This is a genomic window from Sphingomonas sp. BL-S-28, from assembly GCF_055521515.1.
Window position 1 is genome coordinate 138,969 of the sequence record NZ_CM145484.1, and the last position, 26,002, is coordinate 164,970.

Genomic DNA, 26,002 nt, shown 5'->3' on the forward strand with positions numbered 1-26,002 from the left:
AATGCGAAGATGCCCGCGAGCTGCGGACTTTCCAGCAAATTTCTGAAGTGCTGATAGCCGAATGGACGGCGCTGGGGCAAGGGCGCGTCCATCGCAGTGCAACAGGGATCGATGAGCGCCAAAGCGGGTCGGAAAAACCCGCTCGGCGCGCGTCTTATCGGATCGGACTTATTGCGACAGCGTGGATGTACGCTCGATGCGCCAGTTCAGCTGTTCCTCGCTGGCCCCCGGCACATCGTTGACACGGCGCAGAACGATGGTGCCCCGGCGCGAGGGGCGGCCATCGGCGAAATCGATCACCAGCGGCGCTTCGTAATAGAGCGAACCTGCGGCGCCTTCGACATCGCCCTTGCCCACCGCGATCTTCGGGCCGGCATCGCCGCCGAATTCCTTGGCCAGCGTTTCAGGCGTCATCTGCGCGTCCAGGGTCCAGGCGCGCGCGGCGTCCGCCCAGTCGCCCACCCGCAGGGCATTGGTGTAGAAGCGCAGCAGGCGTTCCGGATCGCGGCGTTCGTTCAGCGCATCGAGGTCCAGCTTGGCCGCGACGCCGGCAGCAGCAGCGCCCGTGGCATCGTCGCTGGGCGTATCGTCGGTAACCGCCGCCTCGCTCGCTTCCATGCTCGCCGCGCCGCTAGGCTCGGCACTCGGCTCCTTGGTGCAGCCCGCCAGCACAAGCGCGAGGGCCGAAACAGAGAGAACCGGGGCGAGAAGGAAACTGGTACGCATTGTGATCGAAAGGGCCTTTCTGCCGGAATTTCCCCCCGCTGCAGGTATTTTAGCCGGCCCGGATTAGCGTACCGGCGCCTTCCTGCGTGAATATTTCCAGCAACATGGCATGCGAAACACGCCCGTCAAGCACGACAGCCGCCTCGCAGCCCGCCTCCACCGCGTGGACGCAGGTTTCCAGCTTGGGGATCATGCCGCCGGAAATCGTGCCGTCTTCCTGCAGCACCTTGATGTCCGACGGCTTCAGGTCGGTCAGCAGTTCGCCCTGCTTGTCCAGCACGCCGTGCACATCGGTCAACAGGAACAGCCGCGCGGCGCCGAGGGCCGCAGCAATGGCGCCCGCCATCGTATCCGCATTGATGTTGTAGGTCTGGCCGTCTTCACCGGGGGCGATCGGGGCGATCACCGGGATCATGCCCGCGGCGGAGATCGTCTCGATCACGCTGGTGTCGATCCGTGCCGGTTCGCCCACGAAGCCGAGGTCGACCACGCGCTCGATATTGCTGTCCGGATCTTTGGCGGTACGCTGCACCTTGGATGCGGTAACAAGGCCGCCGTCCTTGCCGGAAATACCCATGGCCTTGCCACCGGCACCGGCGATCCAGCCGACGATTTCCTTGTTGATCACGCCCGAGAGCACCATTTCGGCGACTTTGGCGGTTTCCTTGTCGGTAACGCGCAGACCGTCCACGAAGCGCGATTCGACACCCATTGTCTTCAGCATGGCGCCGATCTGCGGGCCGCCGCCGTGGACGACCACGGGGTTGATGCCCACGGCCTTCAGCAGCACCACGTCTTCCGCGAAGTCTCGCGCCAGTTCGGGATCGCCCATGGCATGGCCGCCGTATTTCACGACGAACGTGCGACCTGCATAACGCTGCATGTAGGGCAGCGCATCAACGAGCGTCTCGGCCTTCGAGAGCATGGCGGGATCGTGCGGATTCGGCATGGGTGGCGCTTTAGACCCCTGCGTCAGTTTTTAAACCGCTTTTTTGCGGTGCGCCTTCGACATCCGTCGAAGGCTGGCGGCACCAGCCCGCTCCCCCACCCGACCGCCCATCAGGGTACGCTCGTGGGCGGTCGGGTGGGGGAGCGGGCTGGTGCCGCAAAATCCGCGTGTCGCGGATTTTCAGTCAAACGCCATCCAGCGCGCGGCCCAGCTTCACGAAGAGCCAGATGAACGGCGGCACCATGATCGTGGAGAGCAGCACCTTCGAGATGATCTGCCCTTCCATGATCGACCACAGCGGCAGCACGCCGGCGAACGAAATGGTGATGAAGATCAGGGTATCGACCACTTGCGACAGCAGGCTGGCAATCCAGGCGCGCACCATCAGCATGGTCCCTTCGCGGCCGGCCGACAGGCGCGAGAACACCATGACGTTCAGCGTCTGCGACACGCCATAGGAAACCAGCCCCGCGAACTGCATCCGCGCGCCCTGACCCAGCAGGCGGGCATAGGCCTCCTGATCCTGCCAGAACGGTGCGGGCGGCACCACGTGGATCACCAAAGTCAGCAGGCTCATCGATACGATCAGCGGGATGAAACCGAAGCGCACCAGACGGTTGGCAACAACGGTGCCGTGCAGTTCGGCCACCGCGCTGGAGAGCACCACCAGCAGCAGGAATGCGAAGATTCCCGATTCCACCGCCAAGTCGCCCACCACCGGCCAGTGCCCCAGCGATGCGATCTTGATGCCCAGCACACCGGCCAGCACCACCAGCCCGCCATAGAGGGTGGCGAAGACGAACATCGAACGGGGCATGAGAATCGCGCGCGACTGCGCGCTTGCCGGGGCTTGCGGTTCCATGACGATGCTCTAACGGGCTTGGCACAATTGCACTAGCCGCCACGAATGCGCGCCTCTAGGTTTGCGCACAGATTCAGCATGTTTTTTGGAGACCCGGGGACGATGCACGTCGCCTACAGCCTGTTTGGCATCGTTCTCATCATGGCCGCCGCCTTTCTTCTTTCCACCAATCGCCGGGCGATCCGCCTGCGCGTGGTGGGGGCGGCCTTCGCGCTGCAGGCCGGTCTGGCCGCGCTGGTGCTCTATGTTCCGTTCGGCAAGGATCTGCTGGGCGGCGCCGCGGCGGGCGTGGAAAGCCTGCTGGGCTATGCCCATGCCGGCGTGGATTTCCTGTTCGGCCCGCTGGCCAGCCCGGAGATCGGCGGCCACTCCTTCGCGATCTCGGCCCTGCCGGTGATCATCTTCTTCGCCTCGCTGATCTCGATCCTCTACTACCTGAAGATCATGCCGCTGGTGGTGCGCTGGATCGGCGGCGCGCTGGAGAAGGTGACCGGGATCAGCAAAGTGGAAAGCCTTTGCGCTGCGTCCAACATCTTCGTGGGCCAGAGCGAGGCGCCCTTGGTGATCCGCCCCTATCTGGCGGCGCTCAATCCCTCGCAGCTGTTCTGCGTGATGAGCGTGGGCCTTGCAGGCGTGGCCGGCACGATTCTGGCCGCCTATGCCTCCATGGGCATCCGCATCGATTACCTGGTCGCCGCCGCCTTCATGTCGGCGCCGGGCGGTATCTTCATGGCGAAGATGATCATGCCCGATCCGCGCCCGGTGGTCGAAGAGGCGGATGTGCACGAAAGCACGTTGCCCCCCGCCGGTGCCGCTGCCGCCGCGCTCAACCGCGCGGACGTGACGCACCTTCCCGGCGTGCATATCGACGAGCCAGAGGCGGTCGAGCATGATGAGGAAAAGCCCGCCAACATCATCATGGCTGCATCGCAAGGTGCGCAGACCGGCGTGAAGCTGGCGGTGGCGGTCGGCGCGATGGTGCTGGCCTTCGTGGCGCTGATTGCGCTGGCCAACGGTCTGGTCGGCTGGATCGCCAGCCTGTTCGGTTTTGCCGGCGTCACCTTCCAGGGCCTGCTGGGCTATGTCTTCGCGCCGGTGTTCTACTTGCTTGCCACGCCCGACTGGCATGAGGCGATGCAGGCCGGCAGCCTGTTCGGCAGCAAGATCGTGCTGAACGAATTCGTCGCCTTCATCGACCTTGGCAACATGAAGGAGCTTTCGGCGCGCACCGTGGCGGTGGTGACGTTTGCATTGTGCGGCTTCGCCAACTTCTCATCGATCGCGATCCAGATGGCGGTCACCGGAAGCCTTGCCCCCAACCAGCGCCCGATCATCGCCCGTCTCGGCCTTCGCGCGCTTTGCGCAGGCAGCCTGTCCAACCTGATGAGTGCAGCGCTCGCTGGGCTGTTTCTGGGGCTGAACTGAGGGGCTAACCGGGCCCCACGCCCCCTGCTTAAAGGTCTCGTCGCCCCCGCGAAGGCGGGGGCCCCGCTTCCTTTCTGCGACGTACCGTGTACCGCAAGAAAAGCGGGATCCCCGCCTTCGCGGGGATGACGAGGTGGGATTGAGCGGCCGTATCCAGCGCCGCTCAAGCCGCCCCCCCCCTACTTCCCCCGCCCCGGCTCCACATCGCGGCCGGCCCACGCCGCGTAGCGCTCCGCCTCCGGATTCGCCGCGAAGCTATCGGCCAGATCGTAGATGCGCACCTTGCGCGTGGTCTCCTCATAGCGCGGCCAGATATCGCCCGGATCGCCATGCCGCACGAAATGCGCGACGTGAGAGCGCATCCGCTGCCCCAGTTCCGCGCGCCGCCCCTTGTCCGGCCCGCCGCGCACCAGCGCCATTTTAAGGCCGGAGAACGGCCAGAATACCGTCAGGTCCAGCCCGTGCGCGGCCCCGACAAGCGGGTGCTCATAATCGAAGCGGTAGAACCACGTTGGATTCGTGCGTGCGTGGCGTTCCGCAAAGTGGCGCGTGGGCATCACGAAAGTGAGGTCGGACCCCAGCGCCGTGCGCCCCTTCCGGTTACGCGGATACGTCGCCAGGATTCGCGCGGTCTGCTCGGGTCCGAACTGGTCGCGCAGCAGGCCTTGCAGATCGTCCCACTTGGTCGGCAGGATATCGCCGGGCATCAAATCGAACAGCCGCACCTCGTCCCGCGTAGCGCCGGCCAGCAGCGGCACCGGCGCCGTCTGCGTCGCTACCGCCTCATCGAAGGAGGCGGGCAGCACATCGCCATCGTACCACGGCGCGGCGGGAATCGCGTTCTTCAACTGTTTGCCCACGGTCGCCTGCGCACCGATCAGTTCGGCGATGTCCATGGCTCTCAACCGCTGCAGGCTCGACTGGTCCAGCTTCAGCGCTTCCGCATAACGGCGGCCGTCGCGGATCGAGCGTTCGCGGTCGTGGATCAGGCTCACCGCGCCCGACTGCATCACCGCGCCGTGGAACAGCCCGCGCGCCAGCGGAGAGAGCATCAGCAGCGAGACCGACATCGATCCGGCCGACTGGCCGCAGATCGTCACTTTGCCCGGATCGCCGCCGAAGTCCGCAATGTTGTCGCGCACCCATTCCAGTGCGGCGATCTGGTCGCGCAGGCCGATGTTGGACGGGATCGCCGGAATGCCCAGCGCATCGGCGAAGTTGACGAAGCCCAGCACGCCGATGCGGTAGTTGATGGTGACGACGATAATGTCACCCTCCCGCGCCAGCCGCGATGCGTCGTAGGAATTGGCGCCGCCGGCCAGGAACGCGCCGCCGTGGATCCAGACCATGATCGGCTTCGGTCCGATCGATCCGCCTTCCGGGCGGAACACATTGAGGTAGAGGCAATCCTCGCCGTACGTCTCGCTCTCCAGCACATCGCGGCGCACTTTGCCGCCGAACTGCTGCGGGCACTGGCGGCCGAACTTGTCCGCCGCGCAGGTGCCCTGCCACGGCGCGGCGGGCTCCGGCGCTTCGAACCGGCCCGCCCTTGCATAAGGTATGCCCAGAAAGCGCGTCAGCCCCGCCTCGCCGATACCGGCCAGCGTGCCACTGCGCGTTTCGATCACGATCTCGGTCACGGCGTCACTCCCCCTGCGGCCCGCACCATGACTAAAGGCCCGCTACGGCAGTGGTAACCGCCGCAAGCGACAAGACCAGAGGGCAAATCATATAATTCGCCGCCGTGGTGTTTTCGTGGCCCGGAAGTATTCGTGGAATGACCGTTTTTCCCTTTTTGAAACAATACTTGCACGCAGCCGCCAATGAAGGCAGCATCGTGGGCCCGGCCATCAGGGAGGACCCCATGGACGACCTCGATCGCAGCAGCACCGGTTCCAGTTTCGAATTCAATCACCCGACGATCATCTGCCTGCTCTATCTCGCCTCGTGCGTGACGGGGGTCACGGCCATCGTCGGCATCGTGCTTGCCTATGTCTGGCGCGGCGAAGCGAAGGCGGATTGGGAAGCCTCCCACTACCAATACCTGATCAACACTTTCTGGATCGGCCTGATCGGATCGATCATCGGCGGCCTGCTGCTGATCGTGGTGATCGGCCTGCTGGTGCTGGCGGCGGTGGGCGTGCTGGTGATCGTGCGCTGCGTGATGAGCCTGCTCAATGCGCAGAAGCACCAGCCCATGCCCAACCCGGCTAGCTGGACGATCTGACCCTCCCACCGATTCCGCGACCTTCGCAAGGAGGGTGAGCATGGGCCAGGTAGCGCCGACGGGTGAGGTTTTCCTGCACGTTCGCGTGCTGGTCGGGCTTGTCCTCGGCCTTGCACTTACCCGCCTGCTTTCGGGCATATCCGGCATCGTCCAGCATCCACGGCGGCGGCGGCTCTATCCCGCGCATCTGGCGTGGGTGGCGGTGGTGCTGGTGATGACCATCCATTTCTGGTGGTGGGAATTCGGGCTGGCGCACATCACCAGTTGGCGATTCGAACTGTTCGCCTTCGTGCTGGGCTACGCCTTCCTGCACTATCTGCTGGCAAGCCTGCTGTTCCCTGAGTGGATGGACGACTATGCGGGGTACGAGGATTACTTCCTTTCCCGCCGCGCGTGGTTCTTCGGCCTGCTGGTCGCCATCTGCGCGGCGGACTGGGTGGACACCTGGATCAAGGGCCCCGCTTACCTGAAGGCGCTGGGGCCCGAATATCCCATCCGGCTGATCGTCTGCGGCGCGCTATTCGCCATTGCCGCGTGGACCGCGAACCGCCGTTTCCACATCGTGCTGCCCTTGGCATTCCTTGCCTATCTGCTCAGCTGGATCGGGCGAATCTACGAAATCCTGGGCTGACCGTTTTTAAACCTAGTTGGCGTACAATCGCCTATAAGATAACCAATTGGTAATCATGAGAGAGCACGCTCGCTCCTGATCGAAACGCTGGCCGATATCGAAAGAGGCCGGAAAGGCGTGACTATCAGGAACGGAACGACCGGGGGGCGCCGTCTGTGAGGATACTGAGATACAGCGCCCACCAGCGCTATGCCGTAAGCAGAAAAGCCAGTATCCATTGCGAAGGCCGCCGCATCGGCAGCGGCCTGCTGGTCGAACTGTCTCAGGAAGGTTGCCGGATCGGCTGCCTGTCCGACGCCGGGCAGAACAATGTCCCCACCCTCTCGATCGACGATCTGGTGACCATCAAGGTGGACGGTGCCGTGCCGATCGAAGCACGGGTGCGGTGGACGGGCGGCGGCACACTGGGCATGAAACTGGTCCGCGCGCTGCACCGCGCCGAGCTGGATTTGCTTGTGCGCACCTGCCGCGGTGAATTTGACGAGCCGGAACTGCGCGAATACGGAACCTGATCCGGCCTTCCAAATCCCCAGAGTTTCATGCTTTTTTCTCGCCGATCGAACGTCATTCCGATTGCCGGCGCGCGTGATGCGCAGCGCGGCTTTGCGCGCCGCCGCCCCAAGCGCCGCTCTTCCCGTCTCTGGCCTATCTGGGTAATCGCCCCGTTGGCGACCTTTGCAGCGGTGTACTTCTGGCCCGCGACCGCCCCCCAGCCCCAACCCTCCGCCAGACTGACCGCTTCGGCAGACGACCATGAGGCCGGGCACTTCGCGCATTGCAGCGGTCGCACCCGCCGCACCTGCGTCGTCGATGGCGACACCATCTGGTATGAAGGGAAGAAGATCCGCATCGCCGACATCAACACGCCCGAAACCAGCGAGCCCGAATGCCCGGCCGAAGCCAAACTGGGCCATCGCGCCACGGCGCGGATGACCGAATTGCTGAACGAAGGGCGCTTCTCGCTGGAGCCCTGGACCGACGGGCGGGATACCGATCGCTATGGCCGCGAACTGCGCGTGATCACGCGCGGCGGGCAGAGCCTGGGCGAGGTGCTGGTGGCCGAAGGTCTGGCCGAACGCTGGCAGGGCTTTCGCCGCAACTGGTGCTGAAAGACGAAAAACCCCGCATGTCTCAGAACATGCGGGGTTTTCGCTTTGCCGTATAAGGCGCGGATCGCAGGCGCTTATTCGGCGGCCTGCGTGCTGCCGAACATGTCGGGCTCCGACAGGTCCACCAGCGGCTCCGAATCGTTGGCCTTGGCCTTCCGGCGCGAATCGAAATTCGTCCAGACGGTGTTCCAGTCGCCGCGGGTGGCGCCCTTCGAGTACTCGGTGGCGCGCGTTTCGAAGAAGTTGGCGTGCTCCACACCGTTCAGCAGCGGCTGCAGCCAGGGCAGCGGGTGTTCGTCGATCAGGTAGATCGGCTTCAGGCCCAGCTGGCCCAGACGCCAGTCGGCGATGTAGCGGATGTACTTCTTGATGTCCTTCGGCGTCATGCCCGGAACCGGGCCGAGTTCGAAGGCCAGATCGATGAAGTTGTCTTCCAGGCGGATCGTCGTCTGGCACTGGTCGGCAATGTCGTCCTTCACCGCCTTGGTCAGGCAGCCGCGTTCCTGCACGAACGTGTGGAACAGCTTGATGATGCCTTCGCAGTGCAGCGATTCGTCACGGACCGACCACGAGACGATCTGGCCCATGCCCTTCATCTTGTTGAAGCGCGGGAAGTTCATCAGCATCGCGAAGCTGGCGAACAGCTGCACGCCTTCGGTGAAGCCGCCGAACATGGCCAGGGTGCGGGCAATGTCCTCGTCGTTGTCGACGCCGAACTTCTGCAGGTAGTCGTGCTTGTCCTTCAACTCGGCATATTCGAGGAAGGCACCATATTCGCTCTCGGGCATGCCGATGGTGTCGAGCAGGTGCGAATAGGCGGCGATGTGCACCGTCTCCATGTTGGAGAAGGCGGTGAGCATCATCTTGATCTCGGTGGGCTTGAAGACGCGGGCGTACTTCTCGTGATAGCAGTCCTGCACTTCCACGTCGGCCTGCGTGAAGAAGCGGAAGATCTGCGTCAGCAGGTTGCGCTCATGCTCCGAGATGTTCTGAACCCAGTCGCGGCAGTCCTCGCCCAGCGGCACTTCTTCGGGCAGCCAGTGGACCTGCTGCTGGATCTTCCAGTAGTCGTAAGCCCAGGGGTATTCGAAGGGCTTATAGGTCTTGCGGGCTTCGAGAAGGGACATGGGCGGACTCCGATGGCGATTCGTGCAGACGCGCCGAGACTGCTGGCAGCCGCATTCGGCGGCGTTCCGGGCATTCGCGGCGCTTGAAATTTCCGGCCCCGGGGCGAACCCGGGAACCTACGAGGGCCACGATACTCAAATTCCACCATAAGTGGAGCCGCACCCCTGAAAGTTTGCACAGGTAAAACAGCATATCTAGCGCCTCCGCCAATATGGGGACGCTAGCACTGGTAGACCAGAGGGAATTGCGCGACTCGCCGGATCGCGCCAGATTGCGGGGGTTCAACCCCTCCCTTTCGCCTTTGCGGAGACCTGTCATGACTGACGATAACGAGACCGTCTGGCCCACCGAATCCGGCTTCATTCGCAAGGGGATGACGGTGATCGGCCCGGAAGGAACCGTACTGGGCGTGGTGGACCGCGTGGATGGGCAGGAAGTTCTGCTGGCAGAGGCCGGCCATCCTTTCATCGCCGTGAGCGAGATCGACGGAATCGATGGCGACCGTATCCTGCTGTCCCCGCGCGGAGACGCCACTTTCGGACTGGGCGCCACGCCCTGAAGCCGGTTTGAAAATCCGCGAGACGCGAATTTTGCAGTACCGGCTCACGCCCTCCCCATGAAGCGTTTCTCCGGCAGGACGAATGCCGGAACGATGGCGTCCGCCCCCCGTTTATTAGGCATACCAAGCCAAAAACGGGAGAATTCTCATGTTTGAGAAGCTGCGAATCCGTGAGCATATGGAAGTCGCCGACGCCGCCGGCCAGCATGTCGGCACTATCGATGAAGTGAAGGACGACCAGATCAAGCTCACCCGATCCGACAGTTCGGACGGCGCGCACCACTTCATCGCCTTCGACAATGTCGATCGCATCGAAGACAATCGCGTCTACCTGAAGGAAGGCACCCCCATCCCCATGGGCGCCGGTACCCATTAATCCCCTTTGGGCACCGAAACAGCCCTAGGGCCCCGGTCTTTCGCACAGGGAAGGCCGGGGCCTTTCGTGTTCAGCGTCTTTCTCGTTCCCTGCCCTTTCGTGTTCCTTGCCCTTTCGCGGGGGCGATGAACCGCCCAAAGATATGATACACACAATATAGCAAGTCTTCCCAAGCCCTTCTCCGGCTGATAGCCCTTCACCCGAAAAGACAAGATAATCCCGGGGGAAGACGCCGTGAACGCACGTCCCGTTACCACTGTGCTCAGACTGGCGCTGGCAATGCTTGCGCCGGTGGCGCTGACCGCCTGCAACAAGCCCGCGCAGCCCATCGAACAGGGGATGATCGCCGATCCCGACGAATGGCCCAGTTGGGGCCGCACCCCCGGCGAAACGCACTATTCCCCGCTGGACGAGATCAATACCGACACCGTCGGCAACCTGAAGCTGGCATGGCACTACGATCTGGAGCCGGGCTATACCGCCAGCACGCCCCTGATGGCGGAGGGCAAGGTCTTCCTCACCAGCGGCCATTCGCACATCCGCGCGCTTGATGCGGTGACCGGCAAGCAGCTTTGGGAATACGACGGCGGCACGCGCGAACGGGCGAAGTCGGCCCTGCAGATGAGCTGGGGCAACAAGGGCATCGCCTATGATGCGGGCCACGTCTTCCTCGTCACCACTGATGGCTATGTGATCTCGCTCGACGCCAAGACCGGCAAGGAAGTCTGGAAGACTTACGACTATCCCGATCAGGCGCCGCGCAATTCGAACGGCGCGCCGCGCGTGTTCGGCGGCAAGGTGATCGTCGGCTTCGGCGGCGCGGACATCAGCCCGGCGCGCGGTTTCGTCACCGCTTATGATGAGAAGACCGGCAAGCAGGCCTGGCGCTTCTTCACCACGCCGGGGGACGAGGTTTCGCCCGGCAACCAGAAGGCCGAAGCGGTCATGCGCAAGACATGGCCCAGCGGGTGGAAGAACCCCGACGGCACCCGGCGCGGCGGCGGCGGCACGGCCTGGAACGCGTTCAGCTACGATCCCGAACTGAACCTGATCTACCTCGGCGTCGGCAACGGCTTCCCCTACAACCAGAACCTGCGCAGCCCCGGCGGCGGCGACAACCTGTTCCTCGCCTCGATCGTCGCGGTCGATGCGAACACCGGCGAATACAAGTGGCACTATCAGGTCTGCCCCGGCGAGCAGTGGGATTGCACCGCCACCACCGACATGTCGCTGGCGACGCTGAAGATCGACGGCAAGGACCGCAAGGTGCTGATGCAGGCGCCGAAGAACGGATTCTTCTACGTGATCGACCGGGCGACCGGCGAATTCATCTCGGCGGACAAGATCGCCAAGGTCAGCTGGGCCGATCATATCGACAAGAAGACCGGCCGCCCGGTGGAGAACCCCGGCATCCGCTACGCCGGAAAGCCCGGCATGTTCGAGATGTGGCCCGGGCCGACCGGCGCGCATTCGTGGATGCCGCAGGCTTACAGTCCGCAGACCGGGCTGGTCTACATCCCGGTGCTGGAGATGGGCGCGCTGATCGGTGACGGCGGTGCCGGCGGCGGTGAGATCAGCAAGGGCATGGGCGTGACGCTGATCCCCGAAGTGGAGCTGCCCGGCGGCCACAAGAGCTTCCTGCGCGCCTGGAACCCGGCCACGCAGACGCTGGCCTGGGAAGTCGAACTGCCCGGCACCTGGCCCGGCGGCGTGATGGCCAGCGGCGGCGGGCTGGTGTTCGAAGGGCAGGTGGACGGCAAATTCGTCGCCCGCGATGCCAAGACCGGCAAGGAACTCTGGTCGTTCAAGACCGAAAGCCCGATCGTCGGCGCGCCGATCACCTATCGCATGAACGGCAAGCAGTACGTCACCGTCATCACCGGCGCGGGCGGCCAGGGCGCGGGCATGCAGTCGATCGGCAATGCCGCCTATCGCACCGACTATCGCCTGCCGCGCCGCGTGCTGACCTTCGCGCTGGATGGCAAGGACACGATCCCGCCCTATGCCTATGTGGAGCCGACACCGCCGCAGGATCCCACCTTCAAGCCCGATCTGGCCAAGGCACAGGCCGGCGCCATGCTGTTCGGGATGAAGGCCTGCATCGTCTGCCACGGCTGGAATGCGGTGGGCGGCGGCGCCGCGCCGGACTTGCGCTATTCGCCGCTCATTACCGATCCCACGACGTTCAGGCAGATCGTCAAGGACGGTGGCCTGAAGATGAACGGCATGCCGCCCTTCCCGGATATCTCCGACAACGATCTGGAGACCATCCGCTTCTACCTGCGTGCCCGCGCGCAGGCCGCCCCGGCCGAAAAGCAGGCGCTGCTGGACAAGGCCAAGGCGGCCGCCGCCAGCACCGCCAAGCCGCAGGACTTCGTGGGCAAGTGGGCGATCGTGATCCAGACGCCGGTCGGCCCGCAGAAGGCGGTGATGGACCTGACGGTGAACGGCAACGTGGTGACCGGCAAAGTCAGCGCCGAGCAGGGCACCGTCAACGTCGCCGGCGGGGTCAAGGACGGCCGCGCGAAGTTCGAGGGCAAGGCATCGATGCCGATGCCGATCACGGTCAGCTACGACGTGACCGTGAAGGACGGCCGGATGACCGGGGAGAATTCCAACGGCCCCTTCGGCACCTTCCCGCTGACCGGCGCGCGCCCCTGACCGCATTGGCGGAATGAAAAAGGGCGCCGGCAGCGCAGTGTTGCCGGCGCCCTTTTTCCAACACGGGCCACACGTGTTATCGCCTGTTCAGGCCGTTCGTTCCGCCAGCCGTTCGCGCAGCCAGACCATGGCGGGATCGTGCTGGGTCCGCTCATGCCAGGTGAGCAGCTTGGTGAAGCCCGGCACCTCCAGCGGCGGATCGCGCAGGCACAGCCCCTCCAGCCCGCGCACCAGCCGTTCGGGCAGCACCGCGCAAGTGTCAGAGGCGCGGATCAGATCGAGCACGAAGCTGAAGTTCGGCGCCGAAAGCACCACGCGGCGGCTGCGCCCCATGGCATCGAGCGCGCGGTCGGTGGCCCCATGGAACTGGGTGCCGTCATGCGACATCAGCGCATGGTCCAACGCGCAGAAGGCGTCGAGATCGAGCGGCCGCCGCGTTGCCGGATGGCCCTGCCGCATCACGCAGACGTAGCGTTCCTCGAACAGTCGCCGCGCGCGCAGATGCTCGGGCGCCATTTCCGGGGTGATGAGCGCGAAATCGAGCTGGCTGTGCTCCATGTCCCGCGCCAGCGTGGCCATGTCCACCGGGCGGATCGAAACGCGGATGCCCGGTGCGATTCGCCGCAGCGCGGTGAGGAATGGCAGGATCACCACCCGCTGGGCATAGTCGGTGGCGGCAATGCTGATCGTCATTTCGGCGCTGGCCGGATCGAAGGCCTCTGGCTGGAGCAGCACCTCGATCTCGCGCAGCGCCGCCTTCAGCGGCCCCGCCAACGCTTCGGCGCGCGGGGTGGGCAGCACGCCGCGCTGCGCTCGAACGAACAGCGGATCGTGAAAGGCTTCGCGCAGGCGTGTCAGCATCCCGCTGACCGCCGGCTGGGTCAGCCCGAGTCGCTCTGCGGCGCGCGTGACCGAGCGGGTTTCCAGCAGCGCATCCAGCGCCTTGAGGAGATTGAGGTCCAGCCCCCTGATATCACCCTGCATGATGATGGAAATACCACTTCCTGATTTCTCTTATATCAAATGCCCGCTTATCTGTTCCCCGGTCAAGCTTTCCCCCCGAAGCGCAGGAGACCCATGTGAGCGACATTCTCTGGCCGGCCGGCTATGTGCCCGGCTTCACCGACAATTTCTGTTCCAACGAAGTGATCGTGGCAGGCCTGACCACGGCCGATGTCTGGCCCTTGCTGGCCGAACCGCTGCGCTGGTCCGGCTATTACGCCAACAGTTCCGACGTGGCGTTTCACGATGGCGCGGGCCCGGTCCTCGAACAGGGTGATCGTTTCTTCTTCAAGACCTTCGGCTTCCCGGTCGAATCGCAAGTGGTCGAATGCGTGCCGCCGGTGGAAGGCCAGCCCGCGCGGATCGCGTGGCATGGCTGGTCAGGCGAAGGCGATACCCGCCTCGACGTCCATCACGCCTGGCTGATCGAAGACCTTTCGGCCGGGCGCGTGCGCATTCTCACGCAGGAAAGCCAGAAGGGCGAACCCGCCAGGGAACTGGCCAAGACCAAGCCCAACCCGATGATCAACGGCCATCAGGACTGGCTGGACGGTCTTGTCGCCGCCGCATTTGCAGCCAAGGCTTAAGGAGAAAACGGCATGAAAATCCTGATCGTTCTCACCTCGCACGCGCAGATCGGCGAGACCGGCCGCTCCACCGGCGTCTGGATCGAGGAACTGACCACGCCCTACTACGCCTTCATCGATGCCGGGGCCGACGTGGACCTGGCCTCAACGGCGGGCGGCGAAGTGCCGGTCGATCCCGGCTCGATGGCCGAGGCGGACCGTCCGGAAAGCGTCGCGCGTTTCCTCGCCGATGCCCCGGCAGTGGAGAAGCTGAAGCACTCGCTGAAGGTCGCGGACCTGACTGCCGAACCTTACGATGCAGTGTTCCTGCCCGGCGGCCACGGCACCATGTGGGACTTGCCCGAAAGCACCGCGCTCGCCGATCTGCTGACCACCGCCTTTGCCGAGGGCAAGGTCGTCTCCGCCGTCTGCCACGGCCCGGCCGGCCTCGTGAACGCCAAGGATACCGAGGGCAAACCGCTGGTCGCCGGTCGCAAGGTCAGCGCTTTCACCAACAGCGAGGAAGAGGCTGCCGGGCTCACCCACGCCGTGCCGTTCCTGCTGGAAACCCGCATCCGCGAGTTGGGCGCGCTTTACGAACGCGGGCCGGATTTCCAGCCCCATGCGGTGCGCGACGGCAATCTCGTCACCGGGCAGAACCCGGCGTCTTCGAAGCGGGTGGCGCAACTGGTGCTCGAAGCCATCGGCTGAGCCCGCCTACTCACTTTCGTTTTCTCTCTCCCCCCAACCGGAGGACGCATGTCCGCGCTTTTCACTCCCTTCACGCTCAAGGACGTCACCCTGCGCAACCGCATAGCGGTGCCGCCCATGTGCCAGTATTCCGCCGTCGACGGCCTGACGACCGACTGGCACCTTGCCCACTACACCGGCATGGCGCGCGGCGGTGCCGGCCTTGTCATCGTCGAGGCGACCGGCGTTTCGCCCGAAGGCCGTATCACGCCGGGCTGCACCGGGCTCTGGAATGACGCGCAAGTGCCCGGCATGGCCGCTATCGCCGCCGAAATCCGCAAGGCGGGCGCGGTGCCCGGCATCCAGATCGGCCATGCCGGCCGCAAGGCCAGCGCCAACAAGCCGTGGGAAGGCGACGACCATATCCCCGACGATGCCCCCGGCGGCTGGCCCACCATCTCGCCTTCCGCCATCGCCTTCGGCGGCGGCCTGCCCAAAGTGCCGAAGGAAATGACGCTGGACGACATCGCCCGCGTCAAGGCGGACTTCGTTGCCGCTGCCAAGCGCGCGCTCGATGCCGGGTTCCAGTGGCTGGAACTGCACTTCGCCCACGGCTACCTTGCGCAGAGCTTCTTCTCGGTCCACGCCAATACCCGCACCGACCAGTACGGCGGCAATGCCGAGAACCGGGGCCGCTTCCTGATCGAAACGCTTCAGGCCGTGCGCGCAGTGTGGCCGGAAAACCTGCCGCTTACCGCCCGCTTCGGCGTGTTGGAATTCGACGGTCGGGACGAGGAAACGCTGGTCGAGTCCATCGCGCTGGTGAACCGCATGCGCGCGGAAGGGCTGGACTTCCTCAACGTCTCGATGGGCTTTTCGACGATCGAGGCCAATGTGCCATGGGCGCCCGCCTTCATGGCGCCGATCGCTCAGCGCGTGCGGAACGAGACCGGCCTTCCCGTCGCCACTGCATGGGGCATGGATATTCCCGCCGATGCCGAACGGGCCATCGCGGAGGCGCAGATGGATCTGGTGATGGTCGGGCGCGGTGTGCTGGCCGATCCGCACTATCCGTTCCGCACCGCGCGCGAACTGGGCGTGCCCAAGGCCTCCTCGCTGCTGCCGGAGCAATATGCCTATTGGCTCTCGCGCTATCCCGGGCCGCAGAATGGCGCGGTGATCGACTGAGGCCACCAGCCCGCGCGACCTAACAATCGTCGCCCCCGCGCCCTTCGGCCGGCCTGCAAGCCGGACGCTCAGGATGAACTGCCCGGAGGGCAGGCGGGGGCCCCGCTTCCTTGTTGCCTCGCGCGCAAAGAATAAGCGGGATCCCCGCCTTCGCGGGGATGACGGGGTTGGGTGATGCTGAACTTGGGGCTGCAATCGAGCTTAGGGTTGCTACCTTACCCCTCGACCACCACCGATCCGAACCGCTGCGCCCGGCGAAATCCGCTGGGCGTCTCGCCCACTTTGCGCGTGAAGAAGCGCGAGAAATAGGCGACATCGCTGAAGCCCAGCCAGTCCGACAGGTCCGAGATCGTCATGCCCGTATAGGCCAGGCAGCGCTTGGCCTCGGCCACGGTGCGCTCGTGAATCAGGGCATTGGGGGAAAGGCCGGTCACCTGATTACAGGCCAGTCGCAGCTGCGAAACGCTGACACCCAGTGCCGAGGCCATGTCCGGCAGCAGCGGCTGCTGGCGATAGCGCGCCTCCACCAGCGCCTTGAACCGCTCGACGATGTCGTAGCGCGAACCGGCAGCGGGTGAGGCGGTGCTCGATTCCGGGCAGTGGCGCAGCAATTGCAGCAGAATCGCCTGCAAGTGGATTTCCGCAGCGATGGCGCGGCCGTGGCGCTGTTCGGCCATTTCCTCACGAAGCTGCACGAACTCTCCGCCGATGCGGCTGAGCACGGGTTCGGGCAGATCGAACAGGCGCGGCGCATCTAGCAGGCCTTTCAGCACCGGCGCGCGCACCAGTAGGTCTTCGAGGTAGCCCTTCTCCACCGTCAGCATCCAGCCATTGGCGTTCGGCTCATAGCGGAAGCCGTGGATGCGGTAGGGCGGCACCACCATGACGCTGCCGGGGCGGAAACGGTGGACCTGCCCTTCCAGCGTGATCTCTCCCCCCGCCTCGGTACAGACGCCGATCTGGAGGAAGTGCGGATGGGTATGCGGCTTGATCTCCCAGCCGCGTTCCCGGCAGCGCTCGTCCAGCCGCTCCACATTGACGAACCAGTCCGCCCGCGCGCCGGTCTCTCCATAGAGCACATAGCGCGGGACCGCGGCGGCGCTGACGCTGCCGACAGCGGTTTCGTCCGGCGCAGGTTCATTTGGCGAAAAGTCCAAACGATTTTCAATTTCCGACATGGACCCGAGTTAGTTTAAAGTGGATTGGGGCACAAGCGGCAGGAACGCCGTGCCCTTGGGGCACCCGGAACCGACCCGCAATGGAATGGATGCTCGAAGGAAGGACGGCCCGCTCATGGCCCGGATCATTGGCGCTATCGCCAGTTCACACACGCCCACCATCGGCTTCGCGCTCGACGCGAAGAAGCAGGACGATCCGGCGTGGAAGCCGATCTTCGATGCTTACGAACCGGTGCGCGCGTGGCTGGAGGACAAGCAGCCGGACGTGCTGCTGATCGTCTACAACGACCACATCACCTCCTTCTTCTTCGACCACTACGCCCCCTTCACGCTTGGCGTGGACGACCGCTACGAAGTGGCGGACGAAGGCGGCGGTGCGCGTCATGTACCGGCCATCGGCGGCCACGCCGGCCTTTCTCGCCACATCGTGCAGAGCCTGATGACAGACGAGTTCGATATCGGCACTTTCCGCGATCGCGGGCTGGACCACGGCTGTTTCTCGCCGCTTTCGGTGCTGCTGCCGCACGAGGATGGCCAGTGGCCGGTGCAGATCGTGCCGCTTCAGGTCGGCGTGCTGCAGTTCCCGATCCCTACCGCACGCCGCTGCTTCAAGCTGGGGCAAGCGCTGCGCACCGCCATCGAGAGCTATCCCGAAGACCTGAAAGTCGCGCTCGTCGCTACCGGCGGGCTTTCGCATCAGGTTCACGGCGAGCGCTGCGGGTTCAACAATCCCGAATGGGACGCCCGCTTCATGGACCTGCTGGAAAGCGATCCCGAAGCGCTCTGCCGCATGACTCACGCCCAGTATGCGGAGCTTGGCGGGATGGAAGGCGCCGAGGTCATCATGTGGCTGATCATGCGCGGCGCGCTCTCTGCCCGCGTGCGCTGCCTGCACCGCAGCTACTACCTCCCCTCGATGACCGGCATTGCCACGGCCGTCTACGAGAACGAATCTCCGGCGCCGGACGAGGGCTTTCTGACCGCCCATCGCGCCCGCATGGAAGAGCAACTGGCCGGCGCGGAGCGATTCGCGGGCACGTATCCCTATACGCTGGACCGCAGCGCCAAAGGTTATCGCCTGAATCGCTTCCTCCACACGCTGGTGGAGCCCGAAGCGCGCGCCGCCTTCCTGGCGGACGAGGATGCGGCCTTCGCCGCCGCAGAACTTAGCGAGCAGGAACAGGATCTTGTCCGCCGCCGCGACTGGCGCGGGCTGATCCATTACGGCGCAATCTTCTTCGTTCTGGAGAAGCTGGCGGCCGTGACAGGGGTATCCAATTTGCACATTTATGCCTCAATGCGCGGAGAGACGCTTGAGGACTTCATGAAGACCCGCAACCAGCAGGTCACTTACTCGGTGGCGGCGCAGCCGGCCTGAGATCGGGCCCTGCGCCGCCCCCCCGCGTCGCCAATAATTCCCGCGCCCTGACAGAAGGCAGCGGAACCACAGGAGAAGTGCATGGAAGACCCACGCGCCATAATCGCGCGCGAGCCGATGCATTACCGGCAGATCATTGCCGTAGGCATCGCAACCGCGCTCAACGCCCTCGACGGATTCGATGTCCTGTCGATCAGCTTTGCTGCACCCGGCATTTCCAAGGATTGGGGCATCGATCGCGCCGCGCTCGGCCTCGTGCTTTCCATGGAACTGTTCGGCATGGGCATCGGCGCCTTCATTCTGGGCAGCCTGGCCGACAAGATGGGCCGCCGTCCAACGCTGCTCGCCTGCCTTGTCATCATGGGCAGCGGCATGTTCCTGGCCTCGACCGCAACCAGCGTGCCGATGCTTTCGGTCTATCGCCTGTTCACCGGCCTTGGCATCGGCGGCATGCTCGCCGCGACCAATGCGGTCGTCGCCGAATGCTCCAATGCGCGCCGCCGCAACCTGAACGTCGCGATCATGGCAGGCGGCTATCCGATGGGCGCCATCGTCGGCGGTTCGATCGCCTCGTGGCTGCTCGGCGTGACCGGGCAATGGCAGTCGGTCTTCGAATTCGGCGCCGTCGTCACGCTCTGCTTCATCCCGCTGGTGCTCTGGCTGGTGCCTGAAACCATGGCCTTCCTGTTGCTGAAGCGCCCCGCCGGCGCGCTGGAGAAGATCAACCGCACGCTCGTGAAGCAGAACCGCCAGCCGCTTTCCGCGATGCCGCCTGCCGAACCCGTGAAGGAACGCACCAGCGTGGCCGCACTCTTCGCGCCGGGCCTTGCCAACGTGACCGTGATGCTGACGGCCGTCTGCTTCTTCCACATGATGACCTTCTACTTCCTGGTGAAGTGGATCCCGAAGATCGTCGTCGACCTTGGCTTTGCGCCGGCATCGGCGGGCGGCGTGCTGGTCTGGGCCAATGTCGGCGGCGCGATCGGTTCGCTGGTCGTCAGCCTGCTCAGCCAGAAGGTCGGCATTCGTCCGCTGGTGGTCGCTTCGATGGTGCTGGGCGCCGGGGCCGTCATGCTGTTCGGTCAGGGCTTCACGACGCTGAGCGGCCTGTCGCTGATCGCCTGTGTGGCCTGCTTCTTCCTGAACGCTGCCATCGCCGGTTTCTACGCCGTGATCGCCCAGAGCTATCCCGCCGCGCTGCGCGGTGGCGGCACGGGTCTCGTCATCGGCGTGGGCCGCGCCGGTGCGGCGCTGGGTCCGATCGTGGCCGGCCTGCTGTTCAGCTCCGGCTGGGGCCTTGCTCCAGTGGCCATGACATTGGCCTGCGGCACGCTGATCGCCGCCGTGGTGCTTTCGCAAGTACGCTACCGCGAATCCGCCATTGCCTGATCATTGGCGCCTGATCGTCGGCGCCTGACCATCGGCGCCTGGCCATTGGCCTAAACGGCCAAGAAAAGATAAGGGGCGGCCGTGTGCGGCCGGCCGCCCCGCCTAGAATAGCAAGACGCTCCAGAGAGGAATTTCCATGCGCACCCCCAGCGCCTTCAATCTGCTTGCCTGCGGCACCGCCGCTGCGGCCCTGTTCGCCTTCCAGCCCGCCCTTGCCCAGTCCGTCCCGCCGGACACCAGCAAGACCGACGAGGCCGGCACTCTTTCCACGCAGGCCCCTCCCGGCATCCGCCCCGCCAAATCGCAGGCTCGCCCCGCCGAAGCCATGCCTGGCGGCCGCCCCGGCCCGGCCAATCAGCCCCAGGCGATCCGCTGGACCGAGGATTGGTCGAAGCGTCCCGATGCCGACGCCCCGCTGCTGGAAAAGATCAAGCACATCCCCATCGCCAATGACGACGTCTACCTGACGCTCGGCGGCGAGGCGCGTGTCTACTACACCGACTGGCACCACTCCTCGCTCGGCCTGAAGCCCAACGACAACAACGATCCGGTCCAGTCGCGCCTGCGCCTGCTGGCGGATCTGCATGTCGGCCCGAACCTGCGCGCCTATCTGGAACTGGGCGATAACCGCGAATATGGCGAGCAGTTCGCCACCGTGCCCAACCGCGACAAGGTGGACATCTACCAGGCCTTCGTCGACGTGACGGTGCCGCTGGGCAAGGCGGGCAAGGTCACCTTCCGCCCCGGCCGCTTCGAAATGCCGCTGGGCAACGGCAAGCTGGTGGGCGTGCGCGAAGGCCTGAACATGCGCTTCACCTATCAGGGCGTGCGCGCCACCTACATCCTGCCGGGCAAAGTCTCGGTAGACGTCTTCGCGGTGAAGCCGATCCAGATCGATCCCGGCACATTCGACGATGGCCCGAACCACGCGCAGGACTTCCACGGCGTCTACATCAGCGCACCCAACCGCATCGCCGGCTTCGGCACCGACATCTATTGGTACGAGATGGAGCGCGACCGCGCGACGCTGGCCGCCGGCGTCGGCAAGGACGATCGCAATAACTGGGGCGGCCGCCTGTGGAAGCGCGGCCCGCACTGGGACCTCGACCTTGAGAGCACCTATCAGAGCGGTACTTTCATCGACAAGGACATCAAGGCGTTCGGCACCATGTTCGAAGGCGGCTACACCTTCGGCGATGTTTCGATGAAGCCTCGCCTGGGCCTGCGCGCCAACTACTTCAGCGGCGACAAGGACCTGACCGACGGCAAGGTGGGCACCTTCGTCCCCGCCGCCGCCCGCCTGCCGCTGATCAGCGAGGCCGCGTTCTTCAGCTTCTCCAACCTGATGGACCTCTACCCCTCGGTCACCGTGAAGCCGACCCCGGCGATCACCGTCATGGCCGGGCCGGACTTCCTGTGGCGCGCGCGCGAGGGCGACGGCGTCTACATCGGCCCCTCGGGATCGAGCTTCGCGCCTTACGCCGGCAGCCGCAGGATCGGTACGGACCTGAACCTCGAAGCATCGTGGCAGGTGACCGACCGGTTGGCCTTCCGCCTTTGGGAAACCTACTTCGCCGCCAGCGATTCCTTCCAGGAAAACGGCGGTAAGAACGGCAACTACTTCGGCCTGATGGCGAACTACAAGTTCTGAGCGCGAAGCCGGAATTCACGAAAAAAGGCAGGGGAGCACGGCTTCCCTGCCTTTTCCTGTTTTTCGATGGACTTAAGCGAGGCAACCTTTCCTCCCGCTCAGGCTGAGCTTGTCGAAGCCCCCAGAAACGTAGTGCGAGGTTCCCCTGCTTCGACAAGCTCAGCATGAGCGGGTGTGGGAGAATTGTTGCCCCCCCGGAAGCCTTGGTATCAGGTCCGCCCGTCCACTGCCTGACGGCCGATCGCCGGATCGTCGGTGAAGAACGAGTCGATCCCCAGCGCCAGATAGCGGCGGATTTCGGCGATGGATCCCGCCGGATTGCGCGCACCCTGCCCGCCACCATCGCGCAAGTCGGTCGGCAGGAAATAGTTCTCCGGCCGGAACGTCCAGGTCGAAACCAGCAGGCCCGCCGCATGGGCACGCTCGACCAGACCGGTGCCCTGCGCCAGCAGCTTCCCATCCTTGTCCCGCGCCAACAGTGCCATATTGTAGGGCGAGATCCAGTCGGCATAAGTCGCCATCTCGGCCAGCCCGGCATCGCTGTGCATCTCATCGAAGGTCGGGCCTGATCCCTTCGCCACGACATCGGCCGGCTTCATCGTGCCCGGCATCGTCAGTTGCAAAAGCTGGACATTCCCCAGCCCGTCCAGCCGCGCACGCAGCCACTTCAGGTTGGCGATCTCGAAGCTCTGCACGATCACCGGCGCGCTCTGGAGATAGGCGCTGGCGTGCAGCCTATCGAGAAAGCGCTGCTCCAGCGGCAGGCCGGCCGCGGCGAAGTAGGTCGAGTGCTTCAGCTCCGGAATCACCCCGATCACCCGCCCACGCGCAGCGGATTCGGCGGCGACGAAGTCTGCGATCTCCTCGAAGGTCACGACCTGGAACTTGCCATCGTAGGACTGGCTTTCCGGCCGTAGCGCGCCCAGCCGCTCCTTCGCGCGCAGGCTCTTGATCTCGGCCAGCGTGAAGTCCTCGGTGAACCAGCCGGTCATCTGCTCGCCATCGACGGTCTTGGTCGTCTTGCGCGACGCGAACTCCGGGTGGGCGGAAACGTCGGTGGTTTCGGCAATGTTGTTCTCATGCCGGGCGATCAGCACACCGTCCTTGGTGCTGACCAGATCGGGCTCGATGAAGTCCGCCCCATCGGCAATCGCCTTGGCATAAGAGCCCAAGGTATGCTCCGGCCGCAGCGCCGAGCAGCCGCGATGGCCGATCACCAGCGGCTTGGCCGGACGCGCGAGGCGCGCCTTTGCAGGCGCTGCCAGCACGCCGGGCGCGATGCCTGCCGCCAGTCCAAGACCCAACCCGGCGCCCAACCCGGCACCTACAAGCGAACGGCGGGACAGGCGGCTGTCGATCATCGGGGGAATCCTTGGCGAGCGTAGACCGGACATGCGCAGTTTCACCTCATTTTCACAAGGATAACCAGAGACATGGCCTTGGCGCCTGTCGCTAGGCCCGGAGAATGACAGCTTGTGGTCAAAGCCCCATCGGCGCCCATCTCTGTCAGCCATATAATCACCGCCGGCCGAAAAACCTCACGCAGCCCAAATCACCTCGTCGCCCCCGCGCAGGCGGGGGCCCCGCTTCCTTCCGCCGAGCCCGCAAAGACAAGCGGGATCCCCGCCTTCGCGGGGATGACGGGTAAGGGCTTGGGCGGGTTCAGGGCAAAAGAAAACGGCCCCCCGGCACAAGGCCGGAGAGCCGTCTCTCGGTGATCCTGTCAGCCTGCCTTTACTGGCAAGCAAGGCACTCGTCGTAATCGGTCGTCTCGCCGATCTCGAACTTGGGCGCTTCGGGCGTATTGTCTGCCTCGACGCCGCCCGAGCCTGCGAAGCCCGCGCGCTGCACCGACTTCGAGCGCAGGTAGTAGAGCGACTTGATGCCCTTCTCCCAGGCCTGGAAGTGCAGCATCATCAGGTCCCACTTGTCCACGTCCGCCGGGATGAACAGGTTCAGCGACTGCGCCTGATCGATGTAGGGCGTGCGGTCCGCCGCGAATTCGAGCAGCCAGCGCTGGTCGATTTCGAAGCTGGTCTTGAAGATCGCCTTTTCCTCCGGCGAGAGGAAGTCGAGCTGCTGGACCGAGCCGCCGTGTTCGAGGATCGAGTTCCACACATTGGTGGAGTCCTTCGACTTCGAAGCCAGCAGCTTCTCCAGATACGGGTTCTTCACCACGAAGCTGCCCGAGAGCGTCTTGTGCGTGTAGATGTTCGCCGGGATCGGCTCGATGCAGGCCGAAGTGCCGCCGCAGATGATCGAGATCGACGCGGTGGGCGCGATCGCCATCTTGCAGCTGAAGCGCTGCATCACGCCCATTTCGGCGGCGTCCGGGCACGGGCCACGCTCGTTGGCGAGCAGCAGCGAGGCTTCGTCCGCCTTGGCGGCGATGTGCTGGAACATCTGCATGTTCAGCGCCTTGGCCATCGCGCTTTCGAAGGCGATGCCGCGCTTCTGGAGGTACGAGTGGAAGCCCATGACACCCATGCCGACCGAACGCTCACGCGCGGCGGAGTAGCGGGCGCGGGCCATCTCGTCCGGCGCGCGGTCGATGTAGTCCTGCAGCACGTTGTCGAGGAAGCGCAGCACGTCTTCCACGAAGCGCTTCTCGCCCTTCCACTCTTCCCAGGTTTCCAGGTTGAGCGAGGAGAGGCAGCACACGGCGGTGCGGTCGTTGCCCAGATGGTCGCGGCCGGTGGGCAGCGTGATTTCCGAGCAGAGGTTCGAGGTGGAGACCTTGAGGCCCAGATCGCGGTGATGCTTGGGCATCGTGCGGTTCACGGTGTCGGAAAACACCAGATAGGGCTCACCGGTGGCCAGGCGAACCTCGACCAGCTTCTGGAACAGCGAGCGGGCGTGGACGGTGCCGCGCACCGAACCGTCCTTCGGGCTCTTGAGCTCGAAGTCCTTGCCGTCGCGAACGGCTTCCATGAACTCGTCGGTCAGCAGCACGCCGTGGTGCAGGTTCAGCGCCTTGCGGTTGAAGTCGCCCGAAGTCTTGCGGATTTCGAGGAATTCCTCGATTTCCGGGTGCGAGACGTCGAGGTAGCAGGCGGCCGAACCGCGGCGCAGCGAACCCTGCGAGATCGCGAGGGTCAGCGAATCCATCACGCGCACGAAGGGAATGATGCCGCTGGTCTTGCCGTTGAGGCCCACCGGCTCGCCGATGCCGCGCACGTTGCCCCAGTAAGTGCCGATGCCGCCGCCGCGCGAGGCGAGCCAGACGTTCTCGTTCCAGGTGGAAACGATGCCCTCAAGGCTGTCGTCCACCGAGTTCAGGTAGCACGAGATGGGCAGGCCGCGGCCGGTGCCGCCGTTCGACAGAACGGGGGTGGCGGGCATGAACCACAGCTTCGAGATATAGTCGTACAGGCGCTGGGCGTGGTCCTGATCGTCCGCATAGGCATCGGCGACGCGCGCGAAGAGGTCCTGGTACTTTTCACCCGGCAGCAGGTAGCGGTCGTCCAGCGTTTCCTTGCCGAAGTCGGTCAGCAGCGCATCGCGCGCATCGTCGGTAACGACGGTGAAACGGCGATCGTTGATCGTCTTCGAATCGGTCACGCGCGGTTTCGGTGCTTCGATGGCGGCGGCCAAGGCAGCCGCGGCGAGAGCGTCAGCCACCAGCGCGGCCGAAGCGGTATCGGTCTTGTCCATGGCGATTGCCGGGCTCACGCCCGCCTCCTTTTCCTGCTTCGGACCAAGTGCTTTTGGCCCAAGTGCTTTTGGCATTGCCTTCTGGGGCGCCTTTGCGGGCGCCTTCGGGGCATTGCTGCGGCTCGTTTCAAAGCCGGGCATTTCAACCTGACCATCATCAATTACATCGGAGCTGTTCACTTCAGCGTCGCTTCCGTTCCTGAAATCCACGTTTGCCCCCGTTGCTTAAATCGGCGTCATCGAAGCGCCACACGGCGCCTTCACAACATAGCTTCAGGGCCGACCGGCCATCCGCGCGAGTCGCCGGGACGAAGGATCGACCCGGCTAGCACGGACGGCACAAAAAGAGAACAAAATTCCCTGACCGACCCCGGCGCCAACAGCCTTGAAGCTTGGCAATCCAACCCGGAATCGTTCCCGCCCAGCCCCCACAGCCTGGAAACGACAATACCTAGGTTTAGATGCCCCGCGACCGACGCGCCACAACCCATAGTGCCCTTTCTGGTTTCCAACGCAAGTGGGGGTGCCCTGCCCGAAGGTCAATCGCATCGCGGGGGTTTACATCGCGGCACCTGCCGCGACGCGTGGGAAGTCCTTCATCGGGCTTGGGCGCAAGGGCCTATCTGATCCCCCGACACAAAAATTTTTCCACA

23 protein-coding genes are annotated in these 26,002 nt (G+C 64.7%); 14 read left to right on the plus strand and 9 right to left on the minus strand.

Going from position 1 to position 26,002, the window contains the following annotated elements:
- Positions 1 to 168: 168 nt before the first annotated feature.
- The 3 genes from ACZ1JC_RS09430 to ACZ1JC_RS09440 all read right to left on the minus strand — a co-directional run bounded on the left by ACZ1JC_RS09430 (position 169) and on the right by ACZ1JC_RS09440 (position 2,537).
- Positions 169 to 726: a hypothetical protein gene (locus tag ACZ1JC_RS09430; protein WP_465137105.1), complete on the minus strand. Its 558-nt coding sequence runs from the start codon at positions 724 to 726 to the stop codon at positions 169 to 171.
- A gap of 49 nt (positions 727 to 775) precedes the next feature.
- A complete protein-coding gene (gene argB, locus ACZ1JC_RS09435; RefSeq protein WP_465137104.1) occupies positions 776 to 1,675 on the minus strand; it encodes an acetylglutamate kinase in 900 nt (299 codons plus the stop codon).
- 184 nt (positions 1,676 to 1,859) lie between these two features.
- Positions 1,860 to 2,537 carry a queuosine precursor transporter gene (locus ACZ1JC_RS09440; protein ID WP_465137103.1) on the minus strand — a complete coding sequence of 226 codons (678 nt, stop codon included), beginning with the start codon at positions 2,535 to 2,537 and terminating at the stop codon, positions 1,860 to 1,862.
- A gap of 102 nt (positions 2,538 to 2,639) precedes the next feature.
- Here ACZ1JC_RS09440 and ACZ1JC_RS09445 point away from each other — a divergent pair, with 102 nt between their 5' ends.
- The gene (locus ACZ1JC_RS09445; protein ID WP_465137102.1) at positions 2,640 to 3,962 is read left to right on the plus strand and encodes a NupC/NupG family nucleoside CNT transporter; all 1,323 of its coding nucleotides are present in this window, start codon (positions 2,640 to 2,642) and stop codon (positions 3,960 to 3,962) included.
- Between the two features lie 179 nt (positions 3,963 to 4,141).
- On the opposite strand, the gene ACZ1JC_RS09450 is transcribed toward ACZ1JC_RS09445, so the two are convergent.
- The gene (locus ACZ1JC_RS09450) at positions 4,142 to 5,602 is read right to left on the minus strand and encodes a carboxylesterase/lipase family protein (RefSeq protein WP_465137101.1); all 1,461 of its coding nucleotides are present in this window, start codon (positions 5,600 to 5,602) and stop codon (positions 4,142 to 4,144) included.
- Between the two features lie 224 nt (positions 5,603 to 5,826).
- Here ACZ1JC_RS09450 and ACZ1JC_RS09455 point away from each other — a divergent pair, with 224 nt between their 5' ends.
- From ACZ1JC_RS09455 to ACZ1JC_RS09470, 4 genes are all read left to right on the plus strand, one after another.
- On the plus strand, positions 5,827 to 6,189 hold the full coding sequence (locus ACZ1JC_RS09455; protein ID WP_465137100.1) for a DUF4870 family protein: 363 nt from the start codon (positions 5,827 to 5,829) through the stop codon (positions 6,187 to 6,189).
- A 40-nt stretch (positions 6,190 to 6,229) separates the two neighbouring features.
- Positions 6,230 to 6,820 (plus strand): hypothetical protein, encoded by a 591-nt coding sequence (locus ACZ1JC_RS09460; protein ID WP_465137099.1) that lies wholly within the window; start codon positions 6,230 to 6,232, stop codon positions 6,818 to 6,820.
- A gap of 155 nt (positions 6,821 to 6,975) precedes the next feature.
- Positions 6,976 to 7,332 (plus strand): PilZ domain-containing protein, encoded by a 357-nt coding sequence (locus ACZ1JC_RS09465; RefSeq protein WP_465137098.1) that lies wholly within the window; start codon positions 6,976 to 6,978, stop codon positions 7,330 to 7,332.
- A gap of 27 nt (positions 7,333 to 7,359) precedes the next feature.
- The gene (locus ACZ1JC_RS09470) at positions 7,360 to 7,929 is read left to right on the plus strand and encodes a thermonuclease family protein (protein WP_465137097.1); all 570 of its coding nucleotides are present in this window, start codon (positions 7,360 to 7,362) and stop codon (positions 7,927 to 7,929) included.
- Positions 7,930 to 8,003: 74 nt separating this feature from the next.
- Here ACZ1JC_RS09470 and ACZ1JC_RS09475 read toward each other — a convergent pair whose 3' ends face one another.
- A complete protein-coding gene (locus ACZ1JC_RS09475; protein WP_395330319.1) occupies positions 8,004 to 9,056 on the minus strand; it encodes a ribonucleotide-diphosphate reductase subunit beta in 1,053 nt (350 codons plus the stop codon).
- A 317-nt stretch (positions 9,057 to 9,373) separates the two neighbouring features.
- On the opposite strand from ACZ1JC_RS09475, the gene ACZ1JC_RS09480 reads away from it, so the two are divergent.
- From ACZ1JC_RS09480 to ACZ1JC_RS09490, 3 genes are all read left to right on the plus strand, one after another.
- On the plus strand, positions 9,374 to 9,616 hold the full coding sequence (locus ACZ1JC_RS09480; RefSeq protein WP_465137096.1) for a DUF2171 domain-containing protein: 243 nt from the start codon (positions 9,374 to 9,376) through the stop codon (positions 9,614 to 9,616).
- 148 nt (positions 9,617 to 9,764) lie between these two features.
- A complete protein-coding gene (locus ACZ1JC_RS09485) occupies positions 9,765 to 9,992 on the plus strand; it encodes a DUF2171 domain-containing protein (protein ID WP_465137095.1) in 228 nt (75 codons plus the stop codon).
- 234 nt (positions 9,993 to 10,226) lie between these two features.
- Positions 10,227 to 12,653 carry a PQQ-dependent dehydrogenase, methanol/ethanol family gene (locus ACZ1JC_RS09490; protein WP_465137094.1) on the plus strand — a complete coding sequence of 809 codons (2,427 nt, stop codon included), beginning with the start codon at positions 10,227 to 10,229 and terminating at the stop codon, positions 12,651 to 12,653.
- Positions 12,654 to 12,740: 87 nt separating this feature from the next.
- Here ACZ1JC_RS09490 and ACZ1JC_RS09495 read toward each other — a convergent pair whose 3' ends face one another.
- On the minus strand, positions 12,741 to 13,637 hold the full coding sequence (locus tag ACZ1JC_RS09495; RefSeq protein WP_465137093.1) for a LysR family transcriptional regulator: 897 nt from the start codon (positions 13,635 to 13,637) through the stop codon (positions 12,741 to 12,743).
- Between the two features lie 95 nt (positions 13,638 to 13,732).
- Here ACZ1JC_RS09495 and ACZ1JC_RS09500 point away from each other — a divergent pair, with 95 nt between their 5' ends.
- The 3 genes from ACZ1JC_RS09500 to ACZ1JC_RS09510 are packed head-to-tail and all read left to right on the plus strand — an operon-like array spanning position 13,733 to position 16,099.
- On the plus strand, positions 13,733 to 14,242 hold the full coding sequence (locus ACZ1JC_RS09500; protein ID WP_465137092.1) for an SRPBCC family protein: 510 nt from the start codon (positions 13,733 to 13,735) through the stop codon (positions 14,240 to 14,242).
- Between the two features lie 12 nt (positions 14,243 to 14,254).
- A complete protein-coding gene (locus ACZ1JC_RS09505; protein ID WP_465137091.1) occupies positions 14,255 to 14,932 on the plus strand; it encodes a type 1 glutamine amidotransferase domain-containing protein in 678 nt (225 codons plus the stop codon).
- A 48-nt stretch (positions 14,933 to 14,980) separates the two neighbouring features.
- Positions 14,981 to 16,099, plus strand: coding sequence for an NADH:flavin oxidoreductase/NADH oxidase (locus ACZ1JC_RS09510; RefSeq protein ID WP_465137090.1), 1,119 nt, complete (start codon positions 14,981 to 14,983; stop codon positions 16,097 to 16,099).
- A gap of 215 nt (positions 16,100 to 16,314) precedes the next feature.
- Here ACZ1JC_RS09510 and ACZ1JC_RS09515 read toward each other — a convergent pair whose 3' ends face one another.
- Positions 16,315 to 17,256, minus strand: a complete 942-nt coding sequence (locus ACZ1JC_RS09515) for a helix-turn-helix domain-containing protein (protein ID WP_465137089.1) — start codon at positions 17,254 to 17,256, stop codon at positions 16,315 to 16,317.
- Positions 17,257 to 17,392: 136 nt separating this feature from the next.
- Here ACZ1JC_RS09515 and ACZ1JC_RS09520 point away from each other — a divergent pair, with 136 nt between their 5' ends.
- From ACZ1JC_RS09520 to ACZ1JC_RS09530, 3 genes are all read left to right on the plus strand, one after another.
- Positions 17,393 to 18,655: a gallate dioxygenase gene (locus ACZ1JC_RS09520; RefSeq protein ID WP_465137088.1), complete on the plus strand. Its 1,263-nt coding sequence runs from the start codon at positions 17,393 to 17,395 to the stop codon at positions 18,653 to 18,655.
- An 81-nt stretch (positions 18,656 to 18,736) separates the two neighbouring features.
- Positions 18,737 to 20,044, plus strand: coding sequence for an MFS transporter (locus ACZ1JC_RS09525; protein ID WP_465137087.1), 1,308 nt, complete (start codon positions 18,737 to 18,739; stop codon positions 20,042 to 20,044).
- Between the two features lie 136 nt (positions 20,045 to 20,180).
- Positions 20,181 to 21,695, plus strand: coding sequence for an alginate export family protein (locus ACZ1JC_RS09530; protein WP_465137086.1), 1,515 nt, complete (start codon positions 20,181 to 20,183; stop codon positions 21,693 to 21,695).
- Positions 21,696 to 21,904: 209 nt separating this feature from the next.
- On the opposite strand, the gene ACZ1JC_RS09535 is transcribed toward ACZ1JC_RS09530, so the two are convergent.
- Both ACZ1JC_RS09535 and ACZ1JC_RS09540 read right to left on the minus strand, forming a co-directional pair.
- Entirely contained in the window at positions 21,905 to 23,056 is a 1,152-nt protein-coding gene (locus tag ACZ1JC_RS09535; RefSeq protein ID WP_465137085.1) for a glycerophosphodiester phosphodiesterase, read from the minus strand.
- A 373-nt stretch (positions 23,057 to 23,429) separates the two neighbouring features.
- The gene (locus tag ACZ1JC_RS09540; protein ID WP_465138638.1) at positions 23,430 to 25,349 is read right to left on the minus strand and encodes a ribonucleoside-diphosphate reductase subunit alpha; all 1,920 of its coding nucleotides are present in this window, start codon (positions 25,347 to 25,349) and stop codon (positions 23,430 to 23,432) included.
- Positions 25,350 to 26,002 lie beyond the last annotated feature (653 nt).